24 protein-coding genes are annotated in these 26,035 nt (G+C 46.9%); 12 read left to right on the forward strand and 12 right to left on the reverse strand.

Translation table 11 applies throughout. From position 1 onward, the window contains the following. Positions 1–146 precede the first annotated feature (146 nt). From BCF53_RS07730 to minE, 4 genes are all read left to right on the forward strand, one after another. Complete coding sequence (locus tag BCF53_RS07730) at positions 147–1,634, forward strand: helix-turn-helix domain-containing protein (RefSeq protein WP_132701113.1); 1,488 nt, start codon at positions 147–149, stop codon at positions 1,632–1,634. A 4-nt stretch (positions 1,635–1,638) separates the two neighbouring features. After that, a complete protein-coding gene (gene minC, locus BCF53_RS07735) occupies positions 1,639–2,313 on the forward strand; it encodes a septum site-determining protein MinC (RefSeq protein ID WP_132701114.1) in 675 nt (224 codons plus the stop codon). Between the two features lie 73 nt (positions 2,314–2,386). Further along, complete coding sequence (gene minD / locus BCF53_RS07740) at positions 2,387–3,196, forward strand: septum site-determining protein MinD (protein WP_132701116.1); 810 nt, start codon at positions 2,387–2,389, stop codon at positions 3,194–3,196. Positions 3,197–3,201: 5 nt separating this feature from the next. Further along, on the forward strand, positions 3,202–3,453 hold the full coding sequence (gene minE / locus BCF53_RS07745) for a cell division topological specificity factor MinE (RefSeq protein WP_132701118.1): 252 nt from the start codon (positions 3,202–3,204) through the stop codon (positions 3,451–3,453). Between the two features lie 62 nt (positions 3,454–3,515). On the opposite strand, the gene trxB is transcribed toward minE, so the two are convergent. Next, positions 3,516–4,469: a thioredoxin-disulfide reductase gene (gene trxB / locus BCF53_RS07750; protein ID WP_132701119.1), complete on the reverse strand. Its 954-nt coding sequence runs from the start codon at positions 4,467–4,469 to the stop codon at positions 3,516–3,518. Positions 4,470–4,585: 116 nt separating this feature from the next. After that, a complete protein-coding gene (ampE, locus tag BCF53_RS07755) occupies positions 4,586–5,389 on the reverse strand; it encodes a regulatory signaling modulator protein AmpE (protein WP_132701121.1) in 804 nt (267 codons plus the stop codon). Positions 5,390–5,677: 288 nt separating this feature from the next. Here ampE and nadC point away from each other — a divergent pair, with 288 nt between their 5' ends. From nadC to wecB, 3 genes are all read left to right on the forward strand, one after another. Further along, the gene (gene nadC, locus BCF53_RS07760; protein ID WP_132701123.1) at positions 5,678–6,535 is read left to right on the forward strand and encodes a carboxylating nicotinate-nucleotide diphosphorylase; all 858 of its coding nucleotides are present in this window, start codon (positions 5,678–5,680) and stop codon (positions 6,533–6,535) included. 71 nt (positions 6,536–6,606) lie between these two features. After that, the gene (locus BCF53_RS07765; protein ID WP_132701124.1) at positions 6,607–7,464 is read left to right on the forward strand and encodes a glycosyltransferase family 2 protein; all 858 of its coding nucleotides are present in this window, start codon (positions 6,607–6,609) and stop codon (positions 7,462–7,464) included. A gap of 1 nt (position 7,465) precedes the next feature. Further along, complete coding sequence (gene wecB, locus BCF53_RS07770; RefSeq protein ID WP_132701126.1) at positions 7,466–8,551, forward strand: non-hydrolyzing UDP-N-acetylglucosamine 2-epimerase; 1,086 nt, start codon at positions 7,466–7,468, stop codon at positions 8,549–8,551. Positions 8,552–8,670: 119 nt separating this feature from the next. Here wecB and BCF53_RS07775 read toward each other — a convergent pair whose 3' ends face one another. The 6 genes from BCF53_RS07775 to BCF53_RS19545 form a co-directional block, all read right to left on the reverse strand. Then, positions 8,671–9,585, reverse strand: a complete 915-nt coding sequence (locus BCF53_RS07775) for a sulfotransferase family protein (RefSeq protein ID WP_165901847.1) — start codon at positions 9,583–9,585, stop codon at positions 8,671–8,673. Positions 9,586–9,631: 46 nt separating this feature from the next. After that, on the reverse strand, positions 9,632–10,666 hold the full coding sequence (locus BCF53_RS07780) for a lipid II:glycine glycyltransferase FemX (protein ID WP_132701130.1): 1,035 nt from the start codon (positions 10,664–10,666) through the stop codon (positions 9,632–9,634). Beyond that, positions 10,659–11,492: a hypothetical protein gene (locus tag BCF53_RS07785; RefSeq protein ID WP_132701131.1), complete on the reverse strand. Its 834-nt coding sequence runs from the start codon at positions 11,490–11,492 to the stop codon at positions 10,659–10,661. Before BCF53_RS07785 ends, BCF53_RS07780 begins: the two co-directional genes overlap by 8 nt. A gap of 199 nt (positions 11,493–11,691) precedes the next feature. Then, a complete protein-coding gene (locus BCF53_RS07790; protein WP_132701133.1) occupies positions 11,692–12,540 on the reverse strand; it encodes a polysaccharide deacetylase family protein in 849 nt (282 codons plus the stop codon). A 190-nt stretch (positions 12,541–12,730) separates the two neighbouring features. After that, positions 12,731–14,572 (reverse strand): hypothetical protein, encoded by a 1,842-nt coding sequence (locus BCF53_RS07795; RefSeq protein WP_132701135.1) that lies wholly within the window; start codon positions 14,570–14,572, stop codon positions 12,731–12,733. A 21-nt stretch (positions 14,573–14,593) separates the two neighbouring features. After that, on the reverse strand, positions 14,594–15,034 hold the full coding sequence (locus tag BCF53_RS19545; protein ID WP_132701137.1) for a pilin: 441 nt from the start codon (positions 15,032–15,034) through the stop codon (positions 14,594–14,596). 311 nt (positions 15,035–15,345) lie between these two features. Here BCF53_RS19545 and pilB point away from each other — a divergent pair, with 311 nt between their 5' ends. The 5 genes from pilB to yacG are packed head-to-tail and all read left to right on the forward strand — an operon-like array spanning position 15,346 to position 19,951. Further along, positions 15,346–17,043: a type IV-A pilus assembly ATPase PilB gene (pilB, locus tag BCF53_RS07805; protein WP_132701139.1), complete on the forward strand. Its 1,698-nt coding sequence runs from the start codon at positions 15,346–15,348 to the stop codon at positions 17,041–17,043. A 10-nt stretch (positions 17,044–17,053) separates the two neighbouring features. Beyond that, a complete protein-coding gene (locus BCF53_RS07810) occupies positions 17,054–18,280 on the forward strand; it encodes a type II secretion system F family protein (RefSeq protein ID WP_132701140.1) in 1,227 nt (408 codons plus the stop codon). Next, positions 18,280–19,152 carry a prepilin peptidase gene (locus BCF53_RS07815; protein WP_132701142.1) on the forward strand — a complete coding sequence of 291 codons (873 nt, stop codon included), beginning with the start codon at positions 18,280–18,282 and terminating at the stop codon, positions 19,150–19,152. The genes BCF53_RS07810 and BCF53_RS07815 overlap by 1 nt, the downstream gene beginning before the upstream one ends. After that, complete coding sequence (gene coaE, locus BCF53_RS07820) at positions 19,149–19,748, forward strand: dephospho-CoA kinase (protein WP_132701144.1); 600 nt, start codon at positions 19,149–19,151, stop codon at positions 19,746–19,748. The genes BCF53_RS07815 and coaE overlap by 4 nt, the downstream gene beginning before the upstream one ends. Further along, positions 19,745–19,951, forward strand: a complete 207-nt coding sequence (yacG, locus tag BCF53_RS07825) for a DNA gyrase inhibitor YacG (protein ID WP_132701145.1) — start codon at positions 19,745–19,747, stop codon at positions 19,949–19,951. Before coaE ends, yacG begins: the two co-directional genes overlap by 4 nt. Positions 19,952–19,976: 25 nt before the next feature. Here yacG and argJ read toward each other — a convergent pair whose 3' ends face one another. From argJ to lpxC, 4 genes are all read right to left on the reverse strand, one after another. Further along, positions 19,977–21,200: a bifunctional glutamate N-acetyltransferase/amino-acid acetyltransferase ArgJ gene (gene argJ, locus BCF53_RS07830; protein ID WP_132701147.1), complete on the reverse strand. Its 1,224-nt coding sequence runs from the start codon at positions 21,198–21,200 to the stop codon at positions 19,977–19,979. Between the two features lie 11 nt (positions 21,201–21,211). Further along, complete coding sequence (gene secA, locus BCF53_RS07835) at positions 21,212–23,944, reverse strand: preprotein translocase subunit SecA (protein WP_132701149.1); 2,733 nt, start codon at positions 23,942–23,944, stop codon at positions 21,212–21,214. 163 nt (positions 23,945–24,107) lie between these two features. Further along, positions 24,108–25,028 (reverse strand): M23 family metallopeptidase, encoded by a 921-nt coding sequence (locus tag BCF53_RS07840; RefSeq protein WP_132701151.1) that lies wholly within the window; start codon positions 25,026–25,028, stop codon positions 24,108–24,110. Positions 25,029–25,036: 8 nt separating this feature from the next. Then, a complete protein-coding gene (lpxC, locus tag BCF53_RS07845) occupies positions 25,037–25,954 on the reverse strand; it encodes a UDP-3-O-acyl-N-acetylglucosamine deacetylase (RefSeq protein WP_132701152.1) in 918 nt (305 codons plus the stop codon). Positions 25,955–26,035: the final 81 nt, after the last annotated feature.

Raw genomic sequence — 26,035 nt, forward strand, 5'->3', positions numbered from 1 at the left:
AACATTGACATAGGCACCTGCAGCGTAATTTCGCTGTTTTCAGCCGGTAAACCAATGCAGATCACCAAAACTGCGGAAAACGACCATTGAGTTAGCCTGAGTGTGCAATTACTATTCTTTTCGCTAATCGCGAAACTGAGAGCACGATGGAAATAAACAGCGAAAGCCTAAGGTTTGTCCTGGGCCTGAAGATCAAACAATTCCGGCAAAATGAGGGCATGTCCCTTAAAGAGCTATCTGCCCTGACCAAACTTTCAATTTCTTATTTAAGCGAAATTGAAAAAGGCAAAAAATACCCTAAGCCGGAAAAGATTGCCGTACTGGCCCATGCACTGAACCGTACCTTTGATGAACTGGTCTCATTAAAACTTGATGACGAGCTTAATCCGCTGACAGCGTTGCTGAATTCCCCGGTTCTGAAAGAATTCCCCCTGCAGCAGTTTGGAATTGGTCTGGCTGATATTTTTGAGCTGGTGAATGACTCACCCAGCAAGGCCGGCGCCTTCATCCGCACGCTGCTGGAAATCAGCCGCGGCTACGATATGAACGTTGAGCACTTCCTGCTTGCCTCGCTTCGCTCCTACCAGAAGATGCACTTCAACTACTTTGCCGATCTGGAAGAGGCCGCCAACGAATTCCGCGAACAGAACAAGCTGACCGGCAACAAGGTGATCACTCAGAAATGGCTGGAGGCCGTTTTGCGTGACGAGTTCCAGTGCGAAATACACTACGATGACTTCAGCGATTACCCCGATTTACAGCCGCTGCGCTCTATTTGCCCGGCACCGAGAAAAATCTGGATCAACAGCAAGCTTTACCCCCAGCAGCAAAAATTTGTCCTGGCGCGGGAGATTGGCTACCGGTTCATGAAGCTGAAAGAGCGGGCTGAAACCTCGTCCTGGATTAAAGTTGAAACCTTCGATCAGGTATTCAACCAATTTAAGGTTTCTTACTTTGCCGGCGCAGTACTCATTCCGGAGCAAAGCATCATCGAAGACTTAACGGTTTGGCTGCAGAACAAGCATTTCGACGGTAAAGCACTGGTCGAACTGATGAAAAAGTACGATTCCACACCAGAAATGTTCCTCTACCGAATGTCGCAAATTATGCCGGCTCACTTCGGCATGCAGAAAATGCATTACATGCGCCTGAATCACAAACTGAAAACCAACTCCTTCCACATTACTAAAGAACTCAACCTCACCAATGTATTCGTACCGCGCAGCATTGGCCCCGGTGAACACCAGTGCCGGCGCTGGGCTGCAACGGCCGGCCTGAAGCAACTTGCCGAACACCCGGACCCACTAAACGATGTTCAGGTTTCAGCCCAGCTGAGTACCTTTACTGCACAAAAGCAGACCTTTTTTAACATTGCGATTGTCCGCTCGAAATCGTTGAGTGACCAAACCAACACCGGTATGACGCTTGGGTTTCTGATCGACGATAACTTTAAAGCCAAGGCCGCGTTCTGGGATGACAGCAAGGTGCCGAATTCTGAGGTCAACGAAACCTGCGAGCGCTGCCCGGTAAATGATTGCGAAAGCCGAGTAGCGCCGCCCTCTATTCACCGGGCGCAAAAGAAACAACGGTCGCGGGAGCGCTCACTCAGCGCCTTTATTGAACGGAATAAGTAAACCCATGGAAAGCAACGCCCTGAAACTCAGAAGCCGGTTATCTCCCAGCCATCAGATTCCGGTTTCTTCGGCCAACCCTGAAGAATTCGAACAGCAACTGATCTCCACCATTCAAAAAGCCCCTAGCCTCTTTCAATTTGCACCAACCATTCTGGATGTCAGCTCACTGGCGCCGATTCCGGAAGCAAGCGACATACAGGCCATTTTACAGATCTGCCGCAAAAACCGGCTGGTGCCCTATGCACTGACCAGTACCGACACCGGCCACCGCAATATCGCACACATTCTGGGGCTGGCCTGGGTGGAGTTCAAAGCCGGTAACGCACAAAAGGCGCCGGCTGCTCAACAGCCACTGATAACAGAAACTAAGGTCGTCACAACGCCGGTTCGCTCCGGCCAACAGATTTACGCCAAAGACGCCAACCTGCTGATTACCAGCCAGGTCAGCGCCGGGGCCGAGGTGATTGCCGATGGCAGCATTCATATTCTGGGTGCGCTGCGCGGCAAGGCTATTGCCGGTGCTCAGGGCGCAACGCACAGCGAGGTCATTTGTCAGCAGATGAGTGCCGAGCTGATTGCTATTTCCGGCACCTATCTGCTTCAGGAGGACTTCCCGGAAGGAAGTGGTTGTGCCCGCTGCCGGCTCGATGCTGATCACATCGTAATCGACTACCTGTAATTGCACATTGAATGGGGCCGAACCTTCATTTAGGCTAAGCCAATGTTATCTACTCGAAAATAAGGAAATACCTTTGGCTACAATCATTGTGGTTACTTCCGGTAAAGGCGGCGTTGGCAAAACCACCACCAGTGCCGCAGTCAGCATGGGGCTTGCTCAAGCCGGTCATAAAACTGTTGTTATCGATTTCGACATTGGCCTGCGCAACCTCGACATCATCATGAACTGTGAACGCCGCGTCGTGTTCGATTTTGTCAATGTTATTCAGGGTGATGCTTCACTGAACCAGGCGCTGATCAAAGACAAGCGCTGCGACAAACTCTTTATTCTGCCTGCCTCGCAAACCCGCGATAAAGACGCCTTAACCAAAGACGGCGTTCAGCAGGTACTCAACCAGCTCAAGCAGGATTTCGAATTCATTATCTGTGATTCACCTGCCGGTATTGAGCATGGCGCACAGATGGCACTGTACTTTGCCGATAAAGCCATTGTTGTCACCAACCCAGAGGTTTCGTCGGTGCGCGACAGCGACCGTATTCTCGGCATTCTGCAGAGCAAGAGCTACCGTGCCGAAAACAATATGCCACCGGTGGATGAACACCTGTTGATCACCCGCTTTGACCCGGCCCGTGTCATCAAAGGCGAAATGCTGAGCATTGCAGACATTGAAGATATTCTGGCGGTTAAACTGCTGGGGGTCATCCCGGAAAGCCAGGCGGTATTGAATGCCTCGAACAACGGCACTCCGGTCATTCTGGATGAAAAAAGCGATGCCGGCCAAGCCTATCAGGATACAGTCGCACGCCTGCTGGGGGATGATCGCCCGCACCGTTTCACTGAAGCCCAGAAGAAAGGCTTCCTGCAGAGAGTATTTGGGGGCTAAGTAGAATGTCGATATTTGAACTATTCAGCCGAAACAAAGAAGAACGCTCCGCCAATGTTGCCAAAGAACGGCTGCAGGTTATTGTGGCGCACGAACGCCGGGCCAGAAATGCACCCTCGTACCTGCCCGCGATGCAGAATGAAATTCTCGCGGTGATTCGCAAATACGTAGAGATTGATAACGACCAGCTGCAGGTTGACCTGAATGATGATGGCAACTGCTCGGTATTGGAAGTTAATGTTAACCTGCCGAAATAAGCAAAACGCAGGTGCATAAAAAAGGCCGCAATTGCGGCCTTTTTTAGTAAGGATCGGTGCTGTTATTTTACCAGCGCATCCAGGTACTTCTCAGCATCCAGCGCCGCCATACAGCCCGTACCGGCAGAGGTAATCGCCTGACGATAGTGGTGATCCATAACATCACCCGCCGCAAAAACACCTTCAACACTGGTTGCGGTGGCATTGCCTTCCAGGCCAGACTGAACCTTGATATAGCCGCCGCTCATCTCCAGCTGGCCATCGAAAATTGCCGTATTCGGCTTGTGACCAATGGCAATAAAGCAACCTTCTAACGCCAGGTCTTTGGTTGAATCATCTTTGGTGCTCTTCAGGCGAATACCGGTGACACCCATTTCATCACCCAGAACTTCATCCAGCGTGCTGTCGAGATGCAGCTCAATCTTGCCTTCTTCAACCTTGGCATAGAGACGGTCAGCGAGAATTTTCTCAGAGCGGAAGGTATCGCGGCGGTGCACAACATGAACCTTACTGGCGATATTGGCCAGGTACAGCGCCTCTTCAACAGCCGTATTACCGCCACCGACTACGGCCACCTCTTTGTTACGGTAAAAGAAACCATCACAGGTAGCACAGGCAGAAACGCCCTTACCTTTGAACGCCTCTTCGCTTTCCAACCCCAGGTACTGAGCGCTGGCACCGGTTGCAATAATCAGCGCATCGCAAGTATAGGTTGCCTGGTCACCGACCAGCTTGAACGGCTTTTCGGAAAGATCGGTCGTATGGATATGATCAAACACCACCTGAGTATCGAAACGCTCCGCGTGCTCCTTCATTTTTTCCATCAATTCCGGGCCCTGAAGCTCGGCATGACCACCCGGCCAGTTTTCAACCTCGGTCGTTGTCGTCAGCTGACCACCCATTTCCATACCGGTAATAACAACAGGGTTAAGGTTTGCACGCGCCGCATAGATGGCCGCCGTGTAGCCCGCCGGGCCAGAACCCAACACAATTAATGAATGATGAACTGTACTCATATCGACCTCTCAAAAATAACTCTGACTCCACGATGGCGGCGAATTTCATTTATTCAAGAACCACCAAAGAAGAATCAGCAAAGAAATAAGAATAATTATTATTTAGGCACAAACAATCAGAAGCTAAAAATCAGCCACAACGCCAAACCAACCAACCAGGCCAGCTGACTGCGCTTCAACAGCGTTAGGGTTTCATCCAGCAAGGTGTCTTCATGGGCATGGCCAATGGCAGACTTCATGCAGGTAATCAGGAAAACCCGGTCATCCCGGTCGAAGTCTTTCAACTGCTGCAGCCAGAGTGGGAAGCAATGGGAAAAACTACCCATCAGCGCCATAGTAATTGCCATAAGCCGCACTGGGAACCAATAGAGGGCATGGCGAACCAGATGCGCAAACGAATCGACCGACTCGTCTTTCATAAGTACCGAAACCAACCAGACCAGCAATATGCCGGGCGCGCCAAAGGCAATAAACCAGAATACTGGCACAAAGAACCGCTCCAGAAACAGATAACCCAGGCCGGCCTGAACACCTTCCTGAATGCCTTCTTCACCCGGTTCGTACATCTGCCCTTCCAGCCCAAGCTGCTCAACAGCAATCTGCCAGGCTGCAGCATCTTCGCCCTGCTCAACTTTGCGCTGATACTCAGCCAGCGATTCCGGCTGGTCACCCGATTTAAACGCCAGCAGCAGTAGCGCCAGAGACAAAACGAACTCCACAAAGCCACTGGACAGCAAATAGAGGATAAAGCCCAATAACAGAGTGGGCACTAATGCGTAGATAGCCACACCCAGTTTAGCGCTCATCGATGGGCGATAACTGAACTTCCGCCAACGCATTGCAACAGCCGAAACCGGCTCATCATAATGAGTGACGCTTACGGATACGACATAAGCAATGACGACGACCAGAAAATCCATAACACCTCCTTTTTATTTTGGAACCCGCAGGCACAAAACTAAGTATCAACGATATTGACGAAATTTAAAGCAACAGACCAATATATTTATCGTAGTCGCCAGCAAGCAAACGGATTAGCCTGTTGCAGCGAGCTAATCACCCAAGCGCTTTTAGCAAAAGCCGTAAAATTAGTGCCATCAGGCCTAGGCATGGCGGCTGCAGCCGCGTTAAACTAGCGCGAATCGAGTGCACGCATCTGCCTGCAGAATAAAGCCTTTAGTATCAAACACTTGCCGAGCGTACCCATTATGTTTATTGCCGATCTCCCTTATGCCAAAACTCTTCGCGACCACCTGGTACGCACCGTGCGATTCGCTATAGAAGAAGACCTGGGCAGTGGCGACATTACCGCGCAACTCATCCCGGAAGATGAACAGTCAACAGCCAGAGTCATCACCCGCGAAGAAGGCATACTGTGCGGCCGCGAATGGTTTGAAGAGGTTTTCCGTCAAATTGACCCGACACTGGAATTAAACTGGCTGAAACAGGATGGCGACAAAATCCTACCGAACGACGCACTGGTAGAAATCAAAGGCAACACCCGGGCAATTCTGACTGCAGAACGCACTGGCCTGAACTTCTTACAGACCCTCAGCGGCACCGCGACACTGGCCAACCGCTACGCCACCGCTGTAGACGGTAAGGACATCATCATTCTGGACACCCGCAAAACCATCCCCTGCCTGCGCCTGGCACAGAAATACGCCACCCACGTTGGCGGTTGCCAGAATCACCGCCTTGGCCTGTACGACATGTTCCTGATTAAAGAAAACCACATCGCCGGCTGCGGCGGCATCGAAAACGCCGTCAAACGCGCCAAAGAAATCGCGCCAGATAAACGCATTGAAGTAGAAGTTGAAACCATCGAACAACTGCAGGAAGCACTCAACCTGCCGGTTGATGTGATCATGCTGGATAACTTCGACGGGCAACGCACCACCGAAGCCGTTAAGCTGAATGCCAATAAGATTAAATTGGAATCATCCGGCAACATGGATTTGGATAAGATTGGCGAGGTGATCAGCGATCATCCGGATTTTGTGAGCGTGGGGAAATTGACTAAGCATGTGACGGCGTTGGATTTGAGTTTGCGGTTGGTGAACTGAGCCAGATACAAAGTAAAAAAAACACTCTATAGTTACAGGCTTGAATAAGCCCCATCCCCGGAGACAACTAAGTGAAGTTCAGTGTCATCATCCCAGCTAAAAATGAAGCCGCAGGCATAGGCAAACTAGTGGAAGAGCTATTTACCTTGCGTGAGCTCGGTGATAACCCGGAAGTCATCGTGATTGATGATGGCTCGACTGATGGCACTGGAGAAGCAGCCACAAAAGCAGGCGCAACAGTATTAAGGCACCCATATTCCAGGGGGAATGGCGCAGCCATTAAAACCGGCATCCGTAATGCCAAGGGTGACTACTTAATTATGATGGATGCCGATGGCCAGCACTTACCATCAGAAATACCCAAGCTTATTGAAGAGCTTGATGAAAACATCGATATGGTGATAGGCGCTCGTAAACGGGAAAGCCAGTCTACCGTTTGGCGCCATATGGCAAACCAGTTTTACAACAAGCTCGCAACTTTTCTGGTAGAAAAACAGATTGACGATTTGACTTCCGGCTTCCGCATTGTGGATCGCGAAAAAGCTCTTAGTCTTGTTAACCTTCTGCCAAACTATTTTTCATACCCAACGACGTTATGCATGAGCTTCTTTAAGCTGGGCTATGGTGTGAAGTTTAAGTTTGTAGATGTTAAAAAGAATGAAGGTAAGAGTCATATTAAGCCTATGAAGGACGGGCTTCGGTTTGTGACTATTATTTTTAAGATTATTGGGCTTTATTCACCTTTGCGGGTGTTTTTGCCTACTGCGCTGGTGTTTTTTGGGCTTGGGTTGGTTCGATATGTATTTACCTTTGCCACCAGCGGTACGTTTACTAATATGTCGGCAATGCTGTTTTCTACGTCCGTAATGGTATTTCTAATGGGTTTGATATCTGAACAAATCTCAACTTTGATTTTTGCGAAACTTTAAGATGCATAAACTAGAAATCGTTATTGGCACAAAAGCACAGCTGGTAAAAATGGCACCCATTATGAGGGAGCTAGAACAGCAAAGTATTCCTTACAAATTCACCTTAACCGGCCAGCACGAAAATACCATAAACGACCTAATCAGCTCCTTCCAGATATCCACAAAACCAGAATTATTCACGACCATTTCTGAACGAGACACCACAAACTCAGTTATGAAATGGTTTTTAAGCTCCATGTGGAAAATTGCCAAAGAGAAAAAGAGTCCAAATAAAATTGTAGTATCCCACGGAGACACTCTATCAACTTTACTTGCTGCAATCTACGCAAAAAAAATTGGGGCACAATTTGCTCACATTGAAGCAGGACTCCGATCCTTCAATATTTTCAACCCCTTTCCAGAAGAAATTGTGCGAGTATTGACATCCAAGCTTACAACCATGCATTTTGCTCCTGGGGAATGGGCAGCCAACAATATTAAAAGCAATTCCACATCAGTTATAAATACTAAGCTAAATACGATAATAGATTCTCTTCGGTACGCGCTTGCAGACAAACCTGAAAAAACCAGAAATACCAATAAAAGCGAATACGCCGTAGCCTCGTTACACAGATTTGAAAACCTGAAAAATGGCGACAGGCTATTGTTCATTATCGACCACATTGAAAAGGTTAGCGAATTAGTACCTGTAAAGTTTGTTCTACACCCAGTTACCGTAAAAGAACTTAAAAAAAGAACGTTATTTGAACGACTTGAGAAAAACCCTAGAGTTGAACTTACTGAAAGAATGAACTATGTAAAATTCACACATCTACTATACGACTCAAACTTTTTAATAACTGATGGCGGTAGCAATCAAGAAGAAGCTTTTTATATGGGCTTACCGTGCCTACTAATGAGGTCACACACTGAACGTACCGAAGGTATCAATTCAAACAACATGGAGCTATCCAATTATAATCCAGATACAATCATGCAATTCGCGCATAAATACTCAAAATACAATTGGTACATTAAAAATCTAGAAAACGTATACCCAAGTAAAGTAATCGTCGAAAACCTCAAGAAAGTGATCGATGCTTTTTAATACACCCCAAACAATAAGAGCCACCTAACCTTAGCTAAACCACTCATTCATGGAATAACCGCAAGAGAACATAAATATTAGAGCTATAAACGGCTATGATTTTTTAGTTTGAAACACTACTATTTCGAGTCATGCCACCAGCAAGTTTGCATATTACGCCCCAACAAACTCCCTAGTTTGATCACATCCTCCCTATAGAAATCTCTTAATGTAGAAATCTCATTATCCTTAAGCGAAGGAATACTAACTTTTTTACTCGCGTCTTTGCTTTCACCGGCATACTGACGTGTTCCACGCTGTTTACCAAAGTAATTACGAACTTCATCGGCCAAGAAAGAATTTCTACACCAATCGTATATGTGCGGACTGTACTCTTGAAGACTTGTAGCAATATGCCGTAGGAGCTCAATTTTCTTTGATGTAGTTCCCTTATTAATCTGTGCATTCTTTAGAGGAAAGCTATACCTGCCATCAATCTCGAGAAACTGACACAACCTCTGAAGCTCTTTAGCTGGGTCCTGGTGTAGATCCTCAAAGATTATAATATGCACATTTTGAACACCAAATATTGATTGATAGCGTTGCAGGGAGTCATGGTAAAGCCCTGAACTCAAGATCTTTGCGTCACCAACGTCTTTACCATATGAAAGTAGAGCTGGAAACGTATTGTATTTGCCCAGATTATGACGTTCATGCCAAAAATGAGAATAAGCACGAGTGACCGGGTCTCGTAACAAGGCAACAATCTTGATACTCCCAAATGCCTCATGAATCAATTTGCATGCCTCAGCATCCGCCAAATAATCCGCCGTTTTTTCACCTGCAATTTGATTTTCTTCAACAGAGCTATATAGCGATAAATACCAATCCAATCCCTTGGCATAATTGCCCCGCCCCTCTTTACGCCCAACATCGAAAAAATGCAAATCACCTGTCGAATGCCCTCCTTTTGGAGTAGGGATAAATACTTGAGGGTGTGTGAGCAAATTTTCCATCAAATAAGTACTACCGCTACGCGGAGCACCAACGATCATAAAATCCGGTTGCCTCATAATTAAACAGCCACCTCTTTGCTCATAGCTATACAATATACCGAAGATAGGTGTATCCAAGACACTCTAGTAATGGGGTAGGTAAATGACTAATTAACTGACCACCATGTTTGAACTTCCTATGCCCCGATCGTGGCTTCTGCTCCGACAACCAGGAAGAAGGAGAGCTAGAGTAACTGTAAATCGATCGCACCTGCCCCCCCCATTTCTTTTTAAATTGAACTAACCCATCATTATCGAGAGGAGTTCCCCCAAGACAAAGCCAACGGCAGCCCTGTTCCAGCCCCGTCAGAACTAACTGCCACAAACAAGCATCCATAGCACGCACCATAGAGCCTGCATCATTATAGGCAGGCAATGCATAATGTATATATCGATGATCGCTGAGGTACAAAATACCCGCGACGGTTTCCTCATGGTGACGGGCAATCAGCAGCCGGGCTAAACCAGAATCTAGTAACTTTGCAAGCCAGCGCTTAGGTGCAACGGGTAATTTTAATCGGCGACGTGTTATAACGTAGAGTGCGAAGAAATCATCCAGCCACTCCTTGCCACCCTGAAGAACCTCAACACACTCCTTTCGGCTCTTACGTACCGCACGACGGGCAGACGAATGCATTCGCTTCCACGCTAAGTCTTCATCATCCAGCTTAATGATATAGTCATGTTCTTCGTTCTCCATATACAAGTACGGTGTACTTTGCATGTAAGGAGGCGTGTCCAACAACAATGTTTTAAGTGTTTGACCATCGACACTAGCTGAAGCAATCTGTTCAAGCAAACTGTTCAGATCATCAATACTATCAGCTAGCAAATGTCCGTACATTGATGCCGGTGGTGAGCACAGTTTCTTACCTGTTAGGTTAGATATTGAAACCAAACTTCCCAGAGCTACAACTTTTCCGTCTTTTGTAACCGAGTGAACAGAAGGTTGGTAACCATAAAACTCCGCCAATAAACTCAGCCACTGATCACTATGATAAACTGTTAGCTGATCAATTATAGATTGACTTATTGAAGCCCCATTGGCAAAGGTTAATTCAGGAATAAAACCATCATTCATGAGACACTGCCTTTGTATCGGGCTTACCTGCCAAGGGAATAAACAAGACAAAACCCAGCCAATCCAACAATCGATTCAACGCGGCCAGTGCAGCACCAACGGCAGCACTATACCCTAACACACTGGTTAACCCTGAAGCTAATAGCTCAGCAACCCCGATACCAGAAGGGAAGATTCCACTAGCGACTGCTGTTGCCCCTGTTAGAGCCATAAGAGCAGCTACTGCAGCAGGTAAACTAACACCCAAGCACGCCGCTATTAGCACCGTTCGCATAACATTTAATATTGTTTGCAATAGTTGTAGAACAATAATTATAACCACAACACTAAATTGAGCATCGCAACGCAAACGAAACACCCATATAGCGATAAAACAGCAAAGGCAAAATACGCCTATACCCCAACTCAACCTAGGATCAAGAATTTGCCAGGCAAAACTAGCAGCAGCTAAACTGGCAGCAAAAAACCATATGCAAGCCGACATCAAATTAGCCTGGGTTGATCGCCTGAATCCAACCTTTTGACCAAGATACCCCAAGCGAATCATAAAACCGCCAGGCAAAGGCAGAATATTAGCAATTCCACCCCACACGACAACTCCAGCACCTAAACTATACGCCATTTTGTGACCCACACTTTGGCCCAAATAACGAAAACGCAGGATCGCCAGCTGCATGGTTATCGGCACAATTAAGAGACAAAGAAGCAGTGGAGGCCAGAAGATAGTTAAATTCTGTGCCGACAGCTCGTTTATACTATAGCCACAAATAACTACAAATAAGGTGCAACCTAATACCAGGCCAATTTTATGAAGATATCGTTGCATAACGGCTATTACTTAAGATCCTTCCAGATCAACCTATAGCTAGAGGAGAAAAATTATCTTTACCCAAGCAGACTATTATCGTAGCGTATTTAACGCCACGTCAATAACCTGCTTTATCAAGTCAAACTTTTAGTCGATTGCACTAATAAATATCAGCTGCAACTGACAGGGCTTTTTTAAATAGGACTTTTCACATACTTTATGCTGAAGAAACTTTCAGTTGGTCTAATGCCTGACTAAAAGAAAGAACACGATAGCCTAGATCCGAAAGAACCGAAAAAAGCTGTGGTGCCAGAGATCGTTTTAGGCCACCAATAAAACAAGGGTGATCATAAAAAACCACAAAATCTCCAGTACTTTTCAGGTCTTCAATAAATTTATTCATTATTTCTTCGTCACTAAGACTTTGTGCATAAAGGTGCTCGAAGTAACCCACACCATCAGGCTCACCGACCAAATGAGTCGGGAAGCGAATCAATCCCGCATCCTGCTCTAATGTGCAATATCTGCCGTGCTTGTCCGCCAACACCGTAAAACCAAATTGACTTAATGTTTCAGGCAATTTTTCACACCCTACCCATCCTGGCGAGCAAAACAATTTCGGGGTAGTTTGAGTAAGACTTTGGATACGCTGAACACCCCAGTTAATTTCATCCTCTAACTTATGAGCAGACCACTTATCAACATTCCGCATCCAAGCACCGTGATTCTTACCACCATGAAGACCTAACTCGTGATTACAATCTATAATGGAGCGAATTTGCTCAGGGTATGCGCTAGCTAATGCAGGATTTCCCAATAAAGTACGCAATAAATAATAATGCCCCAATTTTTTCTGAGCAGATACTTTAGGAGCTCCCAACATTACTGAGGATTTACCCAGTGGCAACAAGTCTCGATACCGCATGGACTGGCCAGCATTTAAAAAAAAAGTCAAAATAGCATCATACCGAGCCGCAGTTTCGATCAGATACGGAACCCCTTCTTCAATGCAGCGCAAAGTATCTATATCTAGCCTAAAACATGCTATTTTCTGCGAACTTATCATTGCGTGTGCCTATACAATTCTCTGTTAGTAATATTTTTTCAATATCTATCAATAATATGCGGAAGGTAGCAACATACAACTAACTAAAGGATGCTAATAAGAGCCGCGAACTAATAACCTAGCTTACATCAGCAATTAATTTAACTTGCATCTTAAGGCTCGACACTCTCAAAACTAAGTATTTATGCATTTAGTGTGCAATATGCTCTAGAAATAGCACCATACTTGAATCACACGGATACCTTATATAATGACACCGACTTGAAACTGAAAGAGATTTCTTTGCAGCGTCTATTGCCACCCCTGTTAAGCCTGCAGAATATGCCCAATAAGCCTTTTGGCTCAACAAATAATCTTTCGCTTCAACACCTATAGCCAAGTCCAAAGTAGTAAGCGCACCATTCAAGTCGTGATCGGCCGCATACAGCTGCGCTTTTTCAAATAAAATTATGACCTTGTAACGGTCACGCACCTGACTGGCCGCCAAAACTGGCGACAAATACTCATGCAACGCAGCACTATCAAACATACAAGCCGATTTCCTGTATGCCCCTACAATATCTCTAATAAAACTAATATATGCAGCATCAACAGATCCTTCGAATAACTCAGGAAGCAACGTGGCACCTTCTTCTGAATTACACATGAGAAGAAACTTAAGCCTTTCTCTAACAATTGGCGGGAGTCGTTCAACCTCATTTAAAGCTTGTTCGAATCTAGCGTGTTTAATCAACTGCCAAACAAAGTTACTCTGCGCCCTTTTTGATAAAGGGTTTTCTTCAGCATAAACTGCAGCCAGTTCAAGTGGGTCGTCATATTGCTGATTGGAAAATCCAATCATTACAATAAGAAATACAAAAATAGATATGAGAAGTGCTATTATTTTTGAGTGATCGAATAAGTAACGCTCAGCAGTCATAATTAACAAAACTACTAGACCAAGGGATGAAATGTAGTTCCGATGCTCAAAATATAACTCAAGCGGAACGAACAATGACTCCAATAAATGACCAGTAAAATACCAAAGCACACAGATCCTAACGCTATTTGACCCTTTCAATAAACAAAACGCACTTCCAATCCAAAACAATACCGACCAGGCAATATTTCCAATGGCATACCATTCATCTAAATTTGAATGCCCTACCATCATACCAGTACCCGATATTTTCAAAGTAAATACTTTTAAAGCATATTGAGGAATAATAATTATTAGTTCCACTAAAGCTCGATCAATGGCAGTAAAATCACGCAGCCACCAACCCGATGAGTCCGCTACCGCCCTCAAGTTAATAACAAGAACACCAAAAACAAAAACAAAAACAACTGCACGGATCAAGTATCTATACAACCTAGAAACCAAGATGAAACATCTAGACACCCAGAGTTCTATAAGCAATATATAACCAGGTAAAAGCAATGCACTTTCTTTAGACAGCACTGCCAATAGCCCCAATTGAAAAATAAACACGAAAACAAAAAGTGTCTTTCTAACGCTTGCATAAGGTGATATGCGCCACAAGGTAAAAACCAACATAGCTACATATGAGAACATCGCAGAAATGGATGTCATTCTTTGCACGACTGATAAAACCGGGCCAGAATTAACTGGTATAACAGCCCAATATAACGCTACAAATGATGCAAAAAGAAAGGCTCGGCTACTCGACATCCCCTTAAATATTAATAACCTACCCAAGATCAATGAAATCAAACAAAAGTTAATTAAATGAATCGCTAAGTTTAGCGCCCTATGAGTAACAGGGTCTGATGGCCAACTAAAGTCACTAACAAGAAAAGATAACATAGATATTGGCCTACCTAGCGGACCACTATCATTCGTCAAAATGAACTTCATCATACCAAGCAGGTCATCATAACTAGAGATCCCGCTCATAGAGTTCAAGTTTGAATAATCGTCTAAAATAAAAGGGGCATTTAGCAGGGGCCGCAGAACGATATACGCAATGACTATACACACAAAAAAGCCGTATATTTCTATACGGCTTTTTATTAATTCGCTTAATTTCACGCTTCTAATTCAGCTCTCAACTTAACGACAGTTCGCCGGCAAATACTTACTTTCAACTGTAGAACCCGTACAATCCCACTTCACACCAGTAGCGGAGCTACCAGTACCAGCCATAATCACCGTACCGCTAGCAGAAGCATTACCAATACCACCAGTATCAATTGTAAAACTAATTGACGCATTTGTAGCATCCGTACGACTAAAGGCTATCGCACTTACATAATCAGACTGACCCGCATTAGTATTCACACCAGCAGATGCGGCACCGGTTGGCATCGATCCCATCGACACAAAGTACTCAGACACAGAAGTCTTTGCCGCTGCAGACAAGCCCATAACTTCTGAAATCTTCGCACGAGTAATGTAATCCTGATAAGCAGGCAACGCTACCGCAGCCAAAATACCGATAATCGCAACAACGATCATCAATTCAATAAGAGTAAAGCCCTGTTGCTTTTTCATAATAGAACTCCAGATAAATTAATTTTTGATTCTTTGTTGAGCGTTTGCGCCCAGCAAACAACCTCATGCTAAGTGAAAGCATTTACCATGCCAATAGAAAACTCTCAGTAAAGCCCAAAAGAATCGGCTAGTTCACTTAATTCAGCCTTATTGCTACTACCACTGAAGAGCGAATAGTGACAAAAAACGTCACTTGCTGGCCAGCATGAGCAAAACGCCATCCTGTGAACTGGTGTATTCCCCCTACAAGCAGCACTAAGCTATACTCAATCGGTATTTGAAAGCTTAATTTAAAAGCAACAGGGTGGTTTATGACAACATCTTTAGGCGGCTTAGCAAGAAGGCTTGTTTCCGAAGGGATAATTACTGAAGAGCAGGCGCTAACATCAAGCAAGGAGGCAAGCAAAGATAAGAAAGGTCTTGTCCCCTACCTGGTTGAGAATGATTTCGCAGAATCCTTCAAAATTGCGTCTGTTGCCGCGGATGAATTCGGCACCCCGTTTTTTGATCTCGATACCTATGATTTCGAGCTATTCCCGAAAGACTTAGTCGCAACCAATATGATCATCACCCACCATGCTATACCCTTGGTTAAGCGTGGAACCCGGCTATTTATTGCTGTATCGGACCCAACCAACCTGGTAGCCATTGATGAAATAAAGTTCCATACCGGATTAAGTGTTGATGCAGTACTCGTTGAAGAAAATAAGCTCAAAGCCGCCATTGATCGTGTAGCTGATGATGTTGATGACTCATTCGGCGATTTTGATGAGGAATCAATAGGTGACTTAGATGTAGTCGATACCAGCAAACAAGAAGATGACGAAAATATTGGCGACGGTAGCGATGATGCCCCCGTGGTTAGGTTCATCAACCAAATGCTGTTAAGCGCCATTAAGAAAGGCGCATCAGACTTGCACTTTGAGCCCTATGAAAAAACCTATCGCGTCCGGTTCCGTATAGATGGCGTTCTGCAAACCATCGCAAAGCCGCCGATCGGCCTTGGCCCTAAAATGGCAGCTCGCTTGAAGGTAATGTCTAACCTGGATATATCTGAACGGCGCATTCCACAAGATGGTCGTATCAAGCTGAAAATATCCAAAACTAAAGCTATCGACTTCCGAGTAAATACCCTGCCGACCCTATTTGGGGAAAAAGTGGTCATGCGAATTCTGGACCCCTCTTCAGCGAAAATGGGCATCGATGCCCTGGGCTACGAAGAAGACCAGAAAGACATGTATATGACGGCGCTCGAAAAACCTCAGGGTATGATCTTGGTAACAGGCCCTACGGGCTCCGGTAAAACCGTATCGCTTTATACCGGCCTGAATATACTTAACCGGGAAGGCACCAATATTTCCACGGCTGAAGACCCGGTAGAAATCAACCTGGAAGGCATTAATCAGGTAAACGTAAATAACAAGGTAGGTTTAGACTTTGCCGTTGCGCTACGCTCGTTCCTGCGGCAAGACCCGGACATTATCATGGTGGGTGAGATTCGGGATTTAGAAACCGCCTCCATTGCCATTAAGGCCGCACAAACCGGGCACATGGTGATGTCGACCCTGCACACCAACAGCGCCGCAGAAACCTTGACGCGCATGATGAACATGGGCGTTCCATCTTTCAACCTCGCAACTACAATCAACCTAATCATTGCTCAACGCCTGGCCCGCCGCCTGTGCAGCAAGTGCAAAGCACCAGCAGAGATACCGGAAGATGTTCTGTTGAAAGAAGGCTTTACTGAAGAAATGGTGAAGACAGCAACCATTTTCAAACCTGTGGGCTGTGATGCCTGCAACAAAGGCTATAAAGGTCGGGTAGGTATATATGAAGTAGTTCGCATTACACCACCTATTTCCAAGATTATTATGGAAGAAGGCAACGCGTTAGAGTTAAATCAAGAGTTTGAAAAGCAAGGCTTTAATAGCCTGAGAATGTCAGGTTTAATAAAAGCCGCGAATGGATTGACAAGCCTGGAAGAAGTAAACCGAGTAACTACAGATTAAGGTGATGTAAATGGCAGCCAACAGCGCAAAGCTCTCCGTCTTTGTTTATGAGGGTTTAGACAGAAACGGCAAACCCCGTAAAGGAGAAATCTCTGGCCTTAATGCATCCTGGGCAAAAGCAGAACTCAGAAAACAGGGTCTAATTAAAGTTAAGAAATTACAAAAGAAAAGAGCCGAAATAACACTGTTTGGCGGCGGTGGAAAGGTAAAGTCAGACGATATATCAGTGTTTACTCGCCAAATGGCCACCATGATGAAAGCAGGCGTGCCATTAATGCGTGCTTTCGAGATCGTTTCTGAGAGTCTCGAAAACAAAAAAATGGCCGAACTCGTTACAGCCATGAAAAACAATGTGGCCAACGGCGGCACTTTTGGTGGAGCTTTGCGAGAACACCCTAAATACTTTGATGAACTGTACTGCTCTCTAATCGAATCCGGTGAACAAGCCGGTGCACTGGAAACCATGCTAGATAGGGTGGCAATCTATAAAGAAAAATCAGAAGCCGTCAAGAGAAAGGTAAAGAGCGCCATGAAGTACCCAATCACGGTACTTTCTGTTGCTGCTATCGTTACCGTTATTCTGCTGGTAAAGGTGGTTCCCACCTTTGCCGCAATGTTTGAGAGTTTTGGGGCAGATTTACCGCTGCCCACCCAAGTTGTTATGAACATGTCATCGGCATTGCAAGAGCGCGGCGTTCTTTGGGGCTTTGTTTTGCTTGCCGTAGGCATTGGCTTTCAACAAGCCTATCAAAGGTCAAAACCTTTCCGCCATGCCATTCAGCGCCTTACCGTTAAACTACCGATTTTCGGGCCTATCCTGTATCAATCTGCAATGGCACGGTACGCACGCACTCTTTCTACAACTTTTGCGGCAGGCGTTCCCTTGGTGCAGGCACTAGAATCAGCCGCCGGAGCTTCTGGCAATATCATCTATCAAAACGCCATTATGACGGTACGCAACGATGTTGAGGGCGGTTCAGAACTGGCTGGTTCAATGAAATCTACCGATGTATTCCCTGCCATGCTAATACAGATGGTTTCTATTGGTGAACAATCCGGTTCACTGGATGAAATGCTAGGTAAGGCTGCAGTCATCTACGAAGAAGAAGTCGATGCTCAGGTTGAGGGTTTAACCTCCATGATGGAACCCCTCATCATGGCAATTCTCGGCATAGTCGTGGGCGGTTTAGTTATCTCCATGTATCTTCCAATCTTCCAGATGGGTAATGTTGTTTAATGATCGAACTACTTTCTGAAAACACGGTCGCCTACACAGCGACCGTTTTTGTTTTAAGCCTCTTAGTCGGCAGCTTCCTGAACGTGGTTATATACCGCTTACCAGTGATGATGAAGAACGCCTGGCAATGTGAAATCGCCGAATTCCAGGAAGACGAAAAAGAGCTGGCCCGGCTGGAAAAAGAACCAGCATTCAACCTGATCAAGCCGGATTCAACCTGCCCGAAGTGCGGCCACAAAATTCGCGCCTGGGAGAACATCCCCGTGATCAGCTGGTTGGCACTGAGGGCAAAATGCTCACAGTGCAAGAACCCTATCTCTGCCCGCTACCCAGCAATTGAGTTTATTACAGCGCTGCTTTCGGCCTTTATCGCATTTCAGTATGGCTTTGGTACGGAATCATTCGCACTGGTCTTTTTCTGCTGGTGCCTGGTCGCTCTGACTTTTATTGATTTTGACACTCAACTGCTGCCAGACAGCATCACCTTGCCGCTGCTGTGGCTCGGCCTGCTGCTCAACCTGAATGGCACCTTCACTGCCATTAATAGTGCGGTAATTGGCGCAGTTGCCGGCTACCTGAGCCTGTGGAGCATCTATTGGCTGTTTAAGCTACTGACTGGTAAGGAAGGCATGGGCTTTGGTGATTTCAAGCTTTTCGCAGCCTTTGGTGCCTGGTTTGGCTGGCTTGCACTGCCGATGATTATTCTGCTGTCTTCTCTGGTGGGTGCCGTTGTTGGTATTTTAATGATCGTCATCCGCGGGCGCGACAGACAGTTGCCCATCCCGTTCGGCCCCTATCTGTGCGGCGCTGCACTGGTCTACATCTTCTGGGGTGATGCCATTATGAACTGGTATTTAGGATCCATGGTGTGATCGTTGGCCTGACCGGTGGCATCGGGTCTGGCAAGTCGACCGCATCACGCCTGTTCAAAACCAAAGGCATCGATGTTGTCGATGCTGATGTTGTTGCCCGCGAAGTTGTTGCGCCGGGCAAACCCGCTTTAGAAGCCATTGCAAAGCACTTCGGTGTTGATATTCTTGCGAACGGTGAGCTCAACCGCCCTTTATTGCGGGAAATCATTTTTAACGATCCCGAGCAAAAGAACTGGCTGGAAACGCTGCTACACCCTTTAATCCACAAAGAAATTCTGCAGCAACTCAATACGGCTAAATCGCTTTACAGCATTCTGGAAGCCCCTCTATTGTTTGAGAACCGCCTGCATGACCTGTGCGAGCAAACCATTCTGGTGGATATTCCCGTTGAGCTTCAGCTGAGCAGAGCCAGCCAGCGCGACAATACCAGCGAACAAGCCGTGCAGGCCATTATCAGTAGCCAAATGCCCCGAGCTGAAAAACTCAAACTTGCCGATATAGTTCTGGATAATTCTGCAGATGTAGCTACCCTTGCTCACCAAGTGAATGAAGCCCATTTAAAGCTGCTAACGGAAGCAAAAAGCCATCAACCATGACAAAAGTTAATTGCCCTACCTGCCAGAAAGAAATTGAATATTCAAAAGATAACCCATACCGACCTTTTTGCAGCAAACGCTGCCAGCTGATCGATTTAGGCGACTGGGCTTCAGAAAGCCACAAAATAGAAGGTAAAAGCGCTAAGGAAGAGATGCTGTCAGAAGAATTAGAGCAAATTATTAAGGACTCACTGCTCAAGTAAGCAGTGAGCATCCATATTCAGCCGATCAGGAGCGGTATTCGGCGTTAATCCTTACGTACTCATAAGAAAGATCCGAAGTCCAAACCGACTCGGTCACTTCACCGCGGGCCAGGCAGATACGAACATTAATTTCCTCACCGGAAACGGCCTTCGTACCCTGCTCTTCGGTATAGCCGGGTGCACGCTGACCTTCATCAACAATCTGTACATCACCCAGATATACATCTATCTGATCAACATCCAGATTTTCAACACCGCTCTTACCAACGGCCATTAAAATTCGGCCCCAGTTAGCGTCTGAAGCTGACATCGCCGTTTTAAACAATGGGCTATCGGCTACGGAATAGGCAACCTTTAAGGCTTCAGCACGATCAACAGCGCCCTCAACCTTCACCTCAATAAACTTATTGGCCCCTTCACCATCCCGGATAATCTGGTGCGCCAGAGAAAGCATGACATCCTTCACTGTGGAGAGCAGCTGTTGATACAGCGGATCTGCTTCATCGACTACCGCAGACGCGTTTGACTGACCGGTTGCCATCAAAACACAGGCATCGTTTGTGGAGGTATCGCTGTCCACGGTAATGCGGTTAAAAGACGACTCAGTCGCCTCGGTAGTGATCTTTTGCAGCAGCCCTGCAGGCACTTTGGCATCGGTGGCTACAAACGCCAGCATGGTCGCCATATTCGGGCGAATCATGCCAGAGCCTTTAGAGATGCCGGTAACGGTAATGGTTTCACCTTCAAACTCAAACTGCCGGGTCGCGCCCTTAGGGCGGGTATCGGTGGTCATAATACCCTGCGCAGCATCCATCCAGTTATCAACCGCCAACGCCTCAAGAGCGTTTGGCAAACCGTTTGAGATCGCCGTCATCGGCAGGTATTCACCAATAACACCGGTGGAAAACGGCAGAACCTGATTAACGTCTACTGAGCGCTTCGCAGCCAGACGGGTGCAGGTTTCCATTGCATCCTCCAGCCCTTGCTTACCGGTTCCGGCATTAGCATTGCCGGTATTAATAACCAGCAAGCGGATATCGTTGGTTTCCGCCAGGTGCTGCTTACAGACAGTGACTGGTGCTGCACAGAAGGCATTTTTAGTAAACACGGCACCAACAGTTGAGCCGGGAGTCAGCTCGATAACGGTCAAATCCCGCCGGCCAACCTTTTTGATTCCCGCACAGGTAACACCCAAAGAAATGCCACTAACAGGCAACAAAGGTTCCGTAATTCCTGCTCCAACAGCCATAACGCCTCCGCTTAGCTTAACTTACCGCAACACTGCTTGTATTTCTTACCTGAACCACACGGGCAAGGCTCGTTACGGCCAACCTTCTGGCTGGTGCGTACCGGTGCCTGCTTTTGTGCCTCATCACCTTCAGGGGCAGACTCCTGCTCTTCCTGCTGCAAGGCTGAGGCTTTCGCGTGTTCGTACTGCATTTTCGCCTTCGCCAACTCCTGACGGCGGCGAGCTTCCTCTTCAGCTTCTTCCTGTGAACGCACCTGAACCATAGCCAGGTACTTAACAGTCTGGAACTTCACTTCAGCAAGCATATTCTGGAACAGCTCAAAAGATTCCCGCTTGTATTCCTGTTTTGGGTTTTTCTGGGCGTAGCCACGCAGGTGAATGCCCTGACGCAGGTGGTCCATGTTGTACAGGTGCTCTTTCCAGAGCTGGTCTAACACCTGCAACATAACTTGTTTTTCAAACTGTCTGAATGAAACAGAACCGACAATCTGCTCTTTCTGCTCGTAACTGGCGGCCATTTCCTGAATGATGCGTTCCAGAATGCCTTCATCCGTCAGGTGGTCATCAGCATCAATCCAACCCTGAATACCCAGCTTGAGATTAAACTCACGCTCAAGCTCTTTTTCCAGACCTTCAACATCCCATTGTTCTGGCAGGCTTTGCGCAGGAATAAAATCGCGGCAGAGCTGAGAGATCACGTCTGCGCGAATCTTCTCAATAATGTCTTTAATGTCTTCGGCAACCATCAGCTCATCACGCTGATTATAGATGACCGTACGCTGATCATTCGCGACGTCATCGTATTCCAGCAATTGCTTACGAATATCAAAGTTGCGGTTTTCAACCTTTCGCTGAGCTTTTTCAATGGCATTTGAAACCATTTTCGCTTCAATGGGCTCGCCTTCGTCCATACCCAGCTTGCTGAACATATTCTTCATGCTTGGCGGCATAAAGATGCGCATAAGGTTATCGTCCAGAGACAGGAAGAAACGCGAAGAACCCGGGTCACCCTGACGACCGGCACGGCCACGAAGCTGATTGTCGATACGGCGGGATTCATGACGCTCAGTACCGATAATATGCAGGCCACCGGCATCCTTCACAGCCTGCTGACGCGCAGCCCAGGTTGCTTTAACGGCCTCTATTTCGGCTTCTGTCGGCTTATCCAGCTCTGCAATTTCTGCATCCAGATTACCACCCAATACGATATCGGTACCACGGCCTGCCATGTTGGTGGCAATGGTCACCGAGCCCGGCAAGCCAGCCTGAGCGATAATTTGCGCTTCACTGGCGTGCTGCTTGGCGTTTAAAACATTATGCTTAATTTTGGCAGCATCGAGTGCTTTGGAGATACGCTCCGACGCTTCAACCGAGGCCGTACCAACCAGAACAGGTCGCTTCTGCTCTACAACGTTCTGGATTTCTTTAATAACAGCAGAATATTTGTCTGCTTCATTCAGATAAACCAGGTCGTTCTCGTCTATACGGGCAACGGCTTTGTTGGTTGGAATAACGACTACATCGAGGCCATAAATTTCATTTAATTCGAAGGCTTCTGTATCTGCCGTACCGGTCATACCCGATAACTTATCGTACAGTCGGAAATAGTTCTGGAAGGTAGTCGATGCCAACGTCTGGTTTTCTTTCTGCACTTCCAGGTTTTCTTTCGCTTCAACAGCCTGATGCAAACCGTCACTCCAGCGACGACCCGGCATCGTTCGGCCTGTATGCTCATCAACAATCACGACCTGATTGTTCTGAACGATATAATCGACATTCTTCTGGAAGATATGATGGGCGCGAATACCCGCCATAACATGATGGAAAAGTATCAGGTTAGCCGGCGCATACAGGCTTTCACCTTCTTTCAATAAGCCAGCTTCCTGAAGCAGGTTTTCTACCCGTTCATGGCCTTCTTCGGTTAGCTCAACACTGCGCTGCTTTTCATCAATGGTAAAGTCACCCGGCTTGGCTTCTTCACCTTCATTGGCCGCATAACCACGCGTTAATTTAGGAATCAGTTTGTTGACTTCGATGTAACGGGCGCTGGAGTCTTCGGCAGCACCGGAAATAATCAGCGGTGTACGTGCCTCATCGATCAGAATAGAGTCAACCTCATCGACAATCGCAAAGTTATGGCCACGCTGGAATTTATCTTCCATGCGGAAGGCCATGTTGTCACGCAGGTAATCAAAGCCGAATTCGTTGTTCGTTCCGTAGGTAATGTCTGCCTGATAAGCAGCCTTTTTCTCTGCAGGGTCCTGCTGGTTTACAACCACACCAACCGACAGGCCAAGGGCATTGTAAAGCGGCTCCATCCAGGAGGAGTCCCGGCGGGCCAGATAGTCGTTCACGGTAATCACGTGAACGCCCTTACCGGAGATGGCATTCAGGTAGGCAGCAAGGGTAGCAACCAACGTTTTACCTTCACCGGTTTTCATTTCTGAAACCTTGCCCTGATGCAACACCATGCCACCGATCATCTGTACATCGAAGTGACGCAGCCCCATCACCCGCTTGCTGGCTTCGCGAACCAGTGCAAAAGCTTCGGGAATCAACGAATCAAGAGTCGCACCTTCGGCAAAACGACTACGGAATTCCGCTGTCTTAGCTTTAATGTCATCATCTGAAAGACCACTGTAGCCTTCTTCCAGCTGATTGATCTTCTGCAGGACTTTTCCTAAACGTTTAATTTCTCGATCGTTTTTACTACCGATCACTTTACGGGCAATTGTGGTGAACATAGCGGCTTTTCTATTGAATTATCAGGCAGTTAAGATGGGGGTAACTATACAGATCGCAAGGGGGCTTGTCTTTGATATTGTCGTTAATTAGACGCAGCTCTGATTTTACCGGGGAGGGAAAGAAATTGACTGAACTATCAATGACTTAAATCAAGCCAGGAGGTCAGAAGCGGGCAACCCGATTGATGTATTTGCTGGGGTCAACTGACTTGCCATACAGCTTCACTTCGAAATGAACGTGCGGCCCGGTTGAACGGCCGGTACTGCCCATCAGTGCGACGACATCCGACTTCTTCACAACATCACCGACCGATACCAGAATTTCACTGCAGTGCGCATAGCGCGTAACAAAACCATTTCCGTGGCTAATTTCCACCAGTTCACCATAGCCGTAGCGCGTACCGGCCCAGGTGACCACACCGGAGGCAACCGCAACGATATCGGCCCCCTCTTTACCGGCAAAGTCGACACCGTCATGCCACGCCTTATTGCCGCTGAACGGATCATTTCGGTATCCGTAACGTGAGCTCATCCAGCCACGCAATATAGGCCGACCGGCAACAAAGGTTTCACTTTGAATTTCACGATCGCCTAACAGAGAATTCAGCACGCTTAATTGCTGCTCACGGTTATCAATCGTCACGGCCAGATCATCAAGGATGCTGACGAAATCCGGCGCTTCGTAGCCGACGGTTTGGCCCTCGGGGCCACCAACGGCAACAGGCGCGGAAAAATCAAACTCGCCCTGATCAAGGCTGGCAACATCGACTAAACGCTCACCCAACGCATCCAACCGGGTCAACCGGCCCTGAAGCTCAGCAAGCTTAATACGCAGAGCATTGATCTGTTCTTCGGTGTACTGACGTGTCTTTTCGAGCTCTGAAGATTGCTCTGCAATGCGGTGTTGCCATTCCTCGGCAACCGCTCCGTCAATGACAACCACACCTTCTTTCGGAATTGAGCTGAACACAAACCAGCTGACTGCCACAGAAACCGTTACCATCACCATCAACGCAAACATCAGCGCCCAGGAAGATACCATCCTGGAGCGGCCATGTTTACGACTGACGATGATGATATTCATGGGGAGTATCAGCTCACTGCTAAGGTCGGTGAATAGGAAATCGGTGCATCAGTGCACGCCTCTTCACCAAAGGTAGCATATTCCCATGCATCCGGATTATTAAGCAGCTCGCGCAGCAGGATGTTATTCAGGCCATGACCCGACTTATAACCAACGAAGCGACCAATCAGCGCGTAACCCAGCTGATATAAATCACCAACGGCATCGAGCACCTTATGACGGACAAACTCGTCTTCGTAACGCAGGCCATCCTCATTCAAAACTTTGTAGTCATCGACCGCAATCGCGTTATTCACGCTGGCACCCAACGCCAGGTTGTTGGCACGCAGGTATTCGAAATCCCGCATAAAGCCAAAAGTACGCGCTCTGGAAACTTCTTTCACATAAGCAGAGGTGGAAAACTCAAACACCGTTTGCTGACTTCTGCTACGAAAGACCGGGTGGTCGAAATCGATCGTGAAATTAAGCTGATAACCATCATAGGGCTCAAAACGGGCGTACTTATCGCCATCCTGAACACTGATTGGCTTGATGATTCGAATGAATTTCTTCGCTTTCGGTTGATCCACAATACCTGCAGATTGCAACAGAAATACAAATGGCCCCGAGCTGCCATCCATAATGGGCACTTCCGGGGCACTTAATTCGACAATCGCGTTGTCGATACCTAAACCAGCGCAAGCTGATAACAAATGTTCAACGGTTCCTACCGTTGCCTCACCGTTAACCAGGTTCGTAGACAAGGTGGTATCGCCCACGTTCAGGGCGTGGGCTTTCACTTCCGGGCAGCCGTCGAGGTCCGTACGGACGAAGACGATCCCAGTATCTACCGGAGCAGGGCTTAACGTTAAATATACCTTCTTACCCGAGTGCAAACCGACACCCGTGGCCTTGATGGTATTTTTCAGGGTTCTCTGATTAACCATTCGGTGACTTATACCGCATTTTTAGACTGACAAGTTCTGCATTCTAGCAGAACCGTAAGCCTAAACAAAAGTTATCAACTC

Origin of the sequence: Reinekea marinisedimentorum, assembly GCF_004341165.1 — a bacterium.
In the GTDB taxonomy this organism is placed as follows: Bacteria; Pseudomonadota; Gammaproteobacteria; order Pseudomonadales; family Natronospirillaceae; genus Reinekea; species Reinekea marinisedimentorum.